This window comes from Dietzia sp. CW19 (assembly GCF_014145265.1).
GTDB classification, from domain to species: domain Bacteria; phylum Actinomycetota; class Actinomycetes; order Mycobacteriales; family Mycobacteriaceae; genus Dietzia; species Dietzia natronolimnaea.
The window spans coordinates 5547-13929 of the sequence record NZ_JAALEE010000252.1; the positions used below are offsets into that span (position 1 = coordinate 5547).

At 69.8% G+C, this 8383-nt stretch carries 8 protein-coding genes; 5 read left to right on the top strand and 3 right to left on the bottom strand.

The genetic code is table 11. The annotated features are described in order from the left end of the window. A partial coding sequence (locus G6021_RS17250) for an IucA/IucC family protein (protein WP_241736474.1) occupies positions 1-1345 on the top strand: 1345 nt, incomplete at its 5' end. A 10-nt stretch (positions 1346-1355) separates the two neighbouring features. Beyond that, complete coding sequence (locus tag G6021_RS08210) at positions 1356-1742, top strand: MmcQ/YjbR family DNA-binding protein (protein ID WP_179525103.1); 387 nt, start codon at positions 1356-1358, stop codon at positions 1740-1742. A 6-nt stretch (positions 1743-1748) separates the two neighbouring features. On the opposite strand, the gene G6021_RS08215 is transcribed toward G6021_RS08210, so the two are convergent. Beyond that, the gene (locus tag G6021_RS08215) at positions 1749-2321 is read right to left on the bottom strand and encodes a hypothetical protein (protein WP_179525102.1); all 573 of its coding nucleotides are present in this window, start codon (positions 2319-2321) and stop codon (positions 1749-1751) included. 219 nt (positions 2322-2540) lie between these two features. On the opposite strand from G6021_RS08215, the gene G6021_RS08220 reads away from it, so the two are divergent. Further along, positions 2541-3686: a nucleotide pyrophosphatase/phosphodiesterase family protein gene (locus G6021_RS08220; RefSeq protein ID WP_182610969.1), complete on the top strand. Its 1146-nt coding sequence runs from the start codon at positions 2541-2543 to the stop codon at positions 3684-3686. Between the two features lie 13 nt (positions 3687-3699). Here G6021_RS08220 and G6021_RS17255 read toward each other — a convergent pair whose 3' ends face one another. Both G6021_RS17255 and G6021_RS08230 read right to left on the bottom strand, forming a co-directional pair. Then, on the bottom strand, positions 3700-4491 hold the full coding sequence (locus tag G6021_RS17255; RefSeq protein WP_241730507.1) for a serine/threonine protein kinase: 792 nt from the start codon (positions 4489-4491) through the stop codon (positions 3700-3702). Positions 4492-4718: 227 nt separating this feature from the next. Next, positions 4719-6194 (bottom strand): NAD(P)-binding domain-containing protein, encoded by a 1476-nt coding sequence (locus G6021_RS08230; RefSeq protein ID WP_182641038.1) that lies wholly within the window; start codon positions 6192-6194, stop codon positions 4719-4721. Positions 6195-6298: 104 nt separating this feature from the next. Between G6021_RS08230 and G6021_RS08235 the strand changes: the two genes are divergently transcribed. Together G6021_RS08235 and G6021_RS08240 are read left to right on the top strand one after the other, a co-directional pair. Next, positions 6299-7480, top strand: a complete 1182-nt coding sequence (locus G6021_RS08235) for a zinc-dependent alcohol dehydrogenase (protein ID WP_182641039.1) — start codon at positions 6299-6301, stop codon at positions 7478-7480. Between the two features lie 40 nt (positions 7481-7520). Further along, on the top strand, positions 7521-8258 hold the full coding sequence (locus G6021_RS08240; protein ID WP_179525098.1) for a histidine phosphatase family protein: 738 nt from the start codon (positions 7521-7523) through the stop codon (positions 8256-8258). Positions 8259-8383: the final 125 nt, after the last annotated feature.

Below are 8383 nucleotides of genomic sequence, written 5' to 3' on the forward strand. Positions count from 1 at the left end.
CACCGTGACCGGACTGGAGGAGAACGAGCACTACCGTCGGGAGTTCGACGGTGACGACCTCGACCGGTGCGACACACGACTTCGGGAGCTGGGCCTCGATCCGGACGGGTACCGCCTCATTCCCGTCCACCCGTGGCAGTGGGAGCACAAGATCGCCGTGGCGTTCGGCCCCGACCTGGCCCGCCGCGACCTCGTCCACCTGGGCGAGTCCCGCAGTGAGTACCGCCCGCAGCAGTCCGTACGCACGTTCTTCGACGTGACCCGTCCCGAGCGCGGGTACGTCAAGACGGCACTGGCGGTGCAGAACATGGGCTTCACCCGCGGACTGTCTCCTCGGTACATGCGTGACACCCCGGCGGTCAACGACTGGGTGGCCGGTCTGGTGGCCGGGGATCCCGTGCTCCGGGCACTCGACTTCGGAGTCCTGCGCGAGGTCGCCGCCGTGGGGTACACAGGCGACGCCTACCACCGCGCAGCGGAGTCCGGCGTCTCGGACGAGGGGCCGCACACCAAGATGATCGCCGCCCTGTGGCGTGAGAGCCCGGTGCCGCGACTGGCGGAGGGCGAGCGGGCCTTCACGCTGGCCTCACTACTGCACGTCGACCTCCACGGGTGCCCCCTCGTCGTCGAACACCTGGAGCGGTCAGGGGCGGACGCCCGCACGTGGCTCCGCGCGCTGCTCGACGCCTACGTTCTGCCGGTGGCCCGCTGTCTGCTCGCGCACGGGTTGGTGTTCATGCCCCACGGTGAGAACGTGATCGTGGTGATCGGCCCGGACAACCTGCCGCGCCGGGTGCTGTTCAAGGACATCGGCGAGGAGGTGGCCGTGGTGACCGACCGACCGCTGCCCGAGGGGATCGAGCGGATCCGGCACCTCGTGGACGCCGAGACGGCCGCGTTGAGCATCCACACCGACGTGATGGACGGGGTACTGCGTCACCTCGCCGCGATCCTCGACGAGTCCGGGGTCCTGCCGGCAACGGAGTTCTGGGACGAGACCCGCCGGTGCCTGCTGGCGCTGGCCGGCGACGGCGACGGCGACGGCGACATCGACATCGACGTCGACCGGACTGAGGTCGACGAGGCGACCTGGCAGGCGCTGTTCGCGCCGCGGTTCAAACACTCGTGCCTCAACCGCCTGCAGTTGCGCGACACCCGGCAGATGGTGGATCTGACCGATCAGGCGGGATCGCTGCAGTTCGCGGGCACCCTCGCCAATCCCCTCGCATCGAGCCCGACCGACCCCGCGGGTCGCGCGGGTCGCGAAGAGCGTTCCGAACACGTCGGCCGAGAAGCAGGTGTGCGGAACGCTCTTCTCGATGACGGAGCCCGCAGCGTGTCGTAGCGTCACTGGGATGAACGGGCGGGAACTCCAGAAATGTGCGGCGATGCGGGCACGCGAACTACCGGCGTCGACCCTGGAGTTCCCGTTCGGGCCGGACGTCGACGTCTACAAGGTCCGCGGCAAGGTGTTCATGATCCACACCGTTGTCGACGACGAGCCCCTCGTGGTGATCAAGGCATCACCCTCGGACGGCCTCGCCCTCCGTGACGCGCACGCCGACATCACCCCCGGCTACCACATGGACAAGAGGCACTGGATCTCACTGCACCCCGGGGGGAGCCTCGGCCCCGACGTGGTCGAGGAGTTGGTCACGGAGTCCTACCGACTCGTGGTGGCCGGGCTCCCCAGCGCGCAGCGACCGGTCGAGCCGCACGCCTTCGGGCGCGGGCAACGCTGATCCGGCTCAGTTCACCGGAGCGGTCTCCGGCGAACCCTCGGGCGACACCGAGGACCCGGTGATCGAGCCGAGCCGCTCCTCGCCCAGCGAGCCCTCCACGGCGTCGGTCGCCGAGTCCGTGTTGACGGCTCCGGCCAGCGAGTCGCCCACCACGGGCACCCCGCCGATGACGGCGTCGACCGACCCCGGGACGTCCCCGCGCATCAGGAAGTCGACGGACTCCGCGACGGGCTTGACGACCATGCACACGACCCCGATGGGCGGCAGCGGGATGCCCGCCAGGTTGGCCGCCGTGCCGGCCACGGTGCCGACGCCACAGACGGCGCTGGCGACGGAACCGACCGGACCGGAGGTGTAACCGGGCAGCGAACCGGTGACGGAGGCCGGAAGCAGGTCGCCGGCGGAGCCGAGGCCGCCGCCGGTGTCCGCATCGGTGCCCGTTCCGGCGGACCCGGTGAGCGACGACGAGTCGAGGGCGCCCGACGACAGGCCGTCTGCGCTCTGGGCTGCGGCGGCGCCGGTCGAGAAGACGAGAAGTGCGGCGGCCAGCGCACCGGCGCAGGCGATGGATCTGGTCACAGTGATCTCCGAGCATGACGGGGGCGCGAGCCCCACGATGAGTTAAGGATTCTTGAGTCCATCACATATACGTCACGAGCGGGGCGGTGTTACGTCACGACCACCCCGTCGACACGTCACGACCACCACGTCGTCGCGTCACAACCTCCGCCCTGATGCCGTCCGCCCGCCCGGCGCCGGTCCGCACCGTTCGCGGGCGCGATGAGGGAGAGTGGAGCCATGACCGGGATCCCGACCACCCCCGCCGACCATTCGCTGGCAGACGTCATGCCGTCGATCGCCGCCTCGCTGGGCCTTGACCTCCGCAACCCACTGGCTCTCCCGCCCGCGCGGGATGCGGTGCTCGTCCTGGTCGACGGCCTCGGCGCCGAGCTCATCCGGCAGCACGCCGACGTCGCCCCCACCCTCTCGGCGATGACCACGCGGATGATCTCCGCGGGGTTCCCCGCCACCACGGCCACGAGTCTGACCAGCCTGGCGGTGGGAGCGCCGTGTTCCCGCCACGGGATCGTCGGGTACAGCTTCGCGCTCCCGGACGAGGGTGCAGAGACACCTACCGTCTTCAACTCGCTCCGGTGGACCACGGGGTCGGCGGAGGGGCCCTCCGCACTGGACCGGTTCCCTCCCCGTGAGGTGCAGGTGCTGCCGAGTCTGCTCGAACTGCTCACCGAGGAGGGGGTCGACGTCACCTACGTCATGCGCGAGGACTTCCGGGCATCCGGACTCACCCGCGCCGCGTTCCGGGCGGAGGGCGAGTACCGCCCGGCGATCTCACTGCAGGAGATCCGCGAGGCGATACTCGGTGTCGTCGCCGCTCCCTCGACGTCCAGACGGTTCGTCTATTCCTACTTCGGAGACCTCGATCTCATCGGGCACATCCACGGTCCGGGCTCCCCGGAGTGGATCCAGTCGTTGCGCGAGGTGGACGCCTTCGTCGCCGACCTGGCGACGGATCTGCCCCCCGACTGCGGGATGCTCGTCACCGCCGACCACGGCATGGTGGCCGCGGAGACCGTGATCGATATCGATGCCACCCCGTCGCTCCTCGCGGACGTCGAGGCGGTCGCAGGCGAGGCCCGGGTACGGCACGTGCACGCACGGGCCGGGTCGGAGTCGGCGGTGTTGGCCGCCTGGCGCGAGGAGTTGGCGGGGCACGCGCGGGTGCTGAGCCGGGAACAGGCGCTGGACGAGCAGTTGTTCGGGCCGGGCCGGGAACATGCGGACCGTCTGGGTCACGTCGTCGCGGTCGCCACCGGCGGCGTCATCCTCGCCCGCACCCACCACGAGAAGATGGAGTCGGGCCTCCTCGGTCATCACGGGGCCAATACCGCGGCAGAGCAGCACATCCCACTCATCCTGCGGTGAGCCGCCGGCCTGTTCAGCAGGTGACCAGCGTCGACGGGTCGCTGGTGGAGTCCAGCCAGCGACCGTAGGCGGGTGGCCCCATTGCTCGCACGTCTGCGCACAGCTCCTGCCGGGAGTACCCGGAAGCACGGTAGACGGCATAGATGACGTTGCCGTTCTCATCCCTCGCGCGCAGCGATGGGCACGCCATGTCGGTGCGTAAGTAGGACGCACCCGGGTTCCGCGCCAGTGCTGCAGCGATCTCCTGCGCGTACTCACCCGGGGTGACGGCGGAGTACAGGACCACGATCCCCCGGCCATCGCACGCGGGGCGGGACATCGGGACATTCAGTCCCAGATCGCCGGTCGGTGCGGCCGAGGACCGGCAGTCGTCCAGGACCGCGGCGATCTCGGCGGGCATGCCGTCGGCCTCCGCCTCCTGACGGCACGTTGTGGACGGGATCCCGGTGTATCGGTTCCAGCTCCCATCGACACGGCTCACTATGTACTGCGTATCCCCGGCGGGTTCGCCCTGCTGTACGAAGACGTGCGCCAGTGCCCACGCCCCCGCGCACCGGTCCACGTTGACGTTCCGACGGGCGATACCCGCCTCCCTCGCGATCTCGTCCGGGTCGCAGTCGGAGGTCCGTGCTGATGGAGAAGCGGTTGCAGCTGGCATCGTCTCAGGGACGGGGGACCCCGTAGCCGGTTCCACGGAGGTCGTCGTCGGCTCTGGCACCGCACCCGGTTCGCCGCCGTCCGAGGCGACGAGGTAGCCGGCCGCGCCGGCGAGGACGACGAGCAGCACCACGATGAGCCCACCCATCACCCACATGAGGCCGTTGCGAGAGCGAGCCTGTGGACCCGTTCCGTAAGCCTCCTGCCCCCACCCCCCGTCGTTGCCTCGGTGACCGTCCCAGCTGGAACCGTCCCAACCGGAGCCACCTGACGGATTGCTCATAGTCACCACCATCGACACTGCCGACGAGTCGGCCTACGTCCGGAGAATGACAGTCACTTTATCCACCTCGCGACCGGCAGCGCACCGCATTCTCAGGAGCCGAGCAGGACCGTCGTGAAGTCCTGCTCGTCGGGGTGGTCGAGCATCTCCCCCATCCGCTTCCGGTCGAAGGGCCAGAGATCGATCTCACCGCCGGCGGTCTGGTACCAGGACGTGCACCCGGTGTTCCACACCGTCGGTCCCATCGCCGCACCCACCGCGCGGGAGAACTCGGCGGTCGCCCGCTCGGTCACCTCGACCGCGTCGAGCTCGCCGAGCCGCCATCGCTCGATCCACTGCGCGATGTAACGCGAGGTGAGCTCTGCCGAGAACTGCAGTGGGATCGATCCGGTCGGCGAGTTGGGGCCGAGGACGGTGAAGAGATTGGGGAATCCCGGGATCGCGGTCATCCGGTATGCGCGCGGACCTGCGGCCCAGGCCTCATCGAGACTCAGGCCGTCGCGGCCGGTGATCCGCATGGGCCGCATGTACTCGTGGGTTCGGAAACCCGTGGCCAGCACGATCACGTCGACCTCGTGGTGGACACCGTCGCCGGTACGGATGCCGGTGGGCGTCACCTCGGAGACCGGACCCGTGACCAACTCCGCGTTGGGGGCGGTGATGGCGCGGTAGTAGGTACCCGAGACCACCTGGCGCTTGCACAGTGGTTCGTAGTCCGGGGTCAACGCCTCCCGGAGCCGACGATCGCGGACCTGCCGACGGAGACTCACGCGGGCGTAGGCCTGCACCGCGCGACGCCGCCAGGTCGGCTTGAGGACCACGTCCGCCAGGATCCCCGAGGCCCACAGGGCCGTCGCGTACATCCTCCGCTGCGATCCGGGTGACCGACGGAGCAGGGCGGTGAGCGGTGCGGGCTGCCGCACAGTCATCGGCGCCCACAGGATCCACTGCGGGGATCGCGCGAAGTGCAGAAGCCGTGACGCCTCCGGCTGCAGGGCGGACACGATCTGCACTCCCGTGGAACCGGAGCCGATCACCGCCACCCGGGACCCGCCGGTCTCCAGCCCGGGATCCCAGCGGGCGGTGTGGACGACCGGTCCGGCGAACGAGTCGAGCCCGTCGATATCGGGCACGTACGGGTGGTGCAGCACCCCGGTCGCGCACACCACGAAGTCCGCGTGCAGCACCTCCCCCGCTGCCGTCGTCACCGTCCAGGTGGCGGACTCGTCGTCGTACACGGCGTCCGTCACCTCGGTCCCGAGCCGCAGCCAGGCGTTCAGACCGACCCGGTCCACCACGTCCCGGTGGTACCGCTGGATCTCCTCCCCCGATGCCCAGACGTGTGACCAGTCGGCCTTGGGGGCGAACCCGAACTGGTAGAGCTGGGAGGGAACGTCGCAGGTCAGACCCGGATAACGGTTCCAGTGCCACACCCCACCGACGTCGGTGCCCTTCTCGCAGATCGTCACGTCGGTCAGCCCGGCCCGCATGAACGTGTGCGCGGCGGCTATCCCCGCGACCCCCGCGCCGATGATCACCACGCGGGGTTGGCGGAGATCGGTCACCACTCAGGTCTACCTCCTCGGGCGACCGGATGCGTCGACTCCCGCGGCCTCGTAGCGTCGGTGATATGCGTGAGCGCGCATGACACGACCAGCGAGAGGAGCCTGCCATGAAGGCGGTCACCTGGCACGGCAAGCGCGACGTCCGCGTGGACGAGGTACCCGATCCCAGGATCGAGGATCCCACCGACGCGATCGTCAGGATCACCAGCACGAACATCTGCGGATCCGACCTACACCTGTACGAGGTGCTCGGGCCGTTCATGAACGAGGGCGACATCCTCGGCCACGAGCCGATGGGGATCGTCGAGGAGGTGGGGTCCGGTCTCTCCGACCTGAAACCCGGCGACCGCGTGGTGATGCCGTTCCAGATCTCGTGCGGCCACTGCTACATGTGTGACAAGGGCCTCAATACCCAGTGCGAGACCACCCAGGTCCGTGACCAGGGTATGGGCGCGGCACTGTTCGGGTACTCCGAGCTGTACGGCAGCGTCTCGGGCGGTCAGGCCGAGTACCTGAGGGTCCCGCAGGCCCAGAACACCACCATCCAGGTGCCGCACGAGCACACCGACGACCGGTACCTGTACCTGTCCGACGTGCTGCCGACGGCCTGGCAGGCGGTCCAGTACGCGCAGATCCCCGACGGCGGGACGGTCGTCGTCCTGGGGTTGGGACCGATCGGCGACATGGCCGCCCGGATCGCCGCCCACCGCGGACACCGCGTCATCGGAGTGGACCCGGTCGCGGAGCGCCGGGCCCGGCAGGCGCACCGGGGTGTCGAGGTTCTCGACCCCTCCGAGCTCCCCGGTGAGCTGGGCGACGTGATCCGCGACATGACCGACGGCCGCGGGCCGGACTCCGTGATCGACGCGGTGGGGATGGAGGCACACGGGTCCCCCGTCGCCACGGCGGCCCACGCGGCCGTGGGGATGCTCCCGAAGTTCCTGGGCAAGAAGATGATGGAGCACTCGGGAGTCGACAGGCTCGCCGCGTTCTACTCCGCCATCGACATCGTGCGCCGCGGTGGGACCATCTCGCTGTCCGGCGTGTACGGCGGCGTCGCCGACCCGTTGCCGATGCTGACGATGTTCGACAAGCAGCTCACGCTCAAGATGGGGCAGGCCAACGTCAAGCGCTGGGTGCCGGACATCATGCCGCTGCTCACCGATGCCGACCCGCTGGGCGTGGACGACTTCGCCACGCACCGGCTCCCACTGTCGGACGCCCCCCACGCTTACGAGATCTTCCAGAAGAAGCAGGACGGGGCCGTGAAGATCGTCCTCACGCCGTGAGTCCGGGGACGGGCGGGATGCGGATGGGTAGGTTGCGGATATGACCGAACTGTCCCGACTCCTGCTCGTCCGCCACGGGCAGAGCGTGGGGAACATCGCCGACGACGAGGCCCGGGCCGCCGGGGCGCACCGCCTCGACCTGGACTACCGGGACGCCGACACACCCCTGTCGGATACCGGGTTCACGCAGGCGTCGGCGGTCGGCGCGTGGCTCGCCGACCTGCCGGAGGAGCACCGACCCACGGTGTGGTTGACCTCCCCGTACCGACGCGCGGCGGACACCGCCGCCGCCGCGCTGGAGGCCGCCCGCCTGGACGCCACTCTCCTCACCGACGAGCGGCTGCGCGAGCGTGACCTCGGGATCCTGGACGGATTCACCGGACACGGTATCCGTGACCGCTTCCCGGAGGAGGCGGAGCGGCGCGACCGGATCGGGAAGTTCTACTACCGGCCCCCGGGCGGTGAGAGCTGGACGGACGTGGTCCTCCGCGTGCGTTACCTGCTCACCGACCTGCGCCAGCAGTACGCCGGTGAACGGTTGTGCGTCTTCAGCCACCAGGCGGTGATCATGGGGTTCCGGGTGGCGCTGGAGCAGATGGCCGAGCAGGACATCCTCCACGTGGACCGGGCGGACCCCCTACCCAACTGCTCGGTCACCACGTACCGGCACGGCGGCGCGGCGCTGGAACTCGAGCGGTACGCCGACACCACGGCCGTGGAGCGGGCCGCGGCACCGACGACCCGCGAGGGATCCGCGGCGGACGAGGACGGCCGGTGAACGGCGGTCCGTCGGAGAAGGAGATCGTCCTGACCTCCCACCGTCTGCGGGGCTGGGCTCTTCCCGCGCCGGGCGGCGGCAAGGAGAGCCGGGGCCGGGTGCTCGTGGTGGGAGGCGGTCGCACG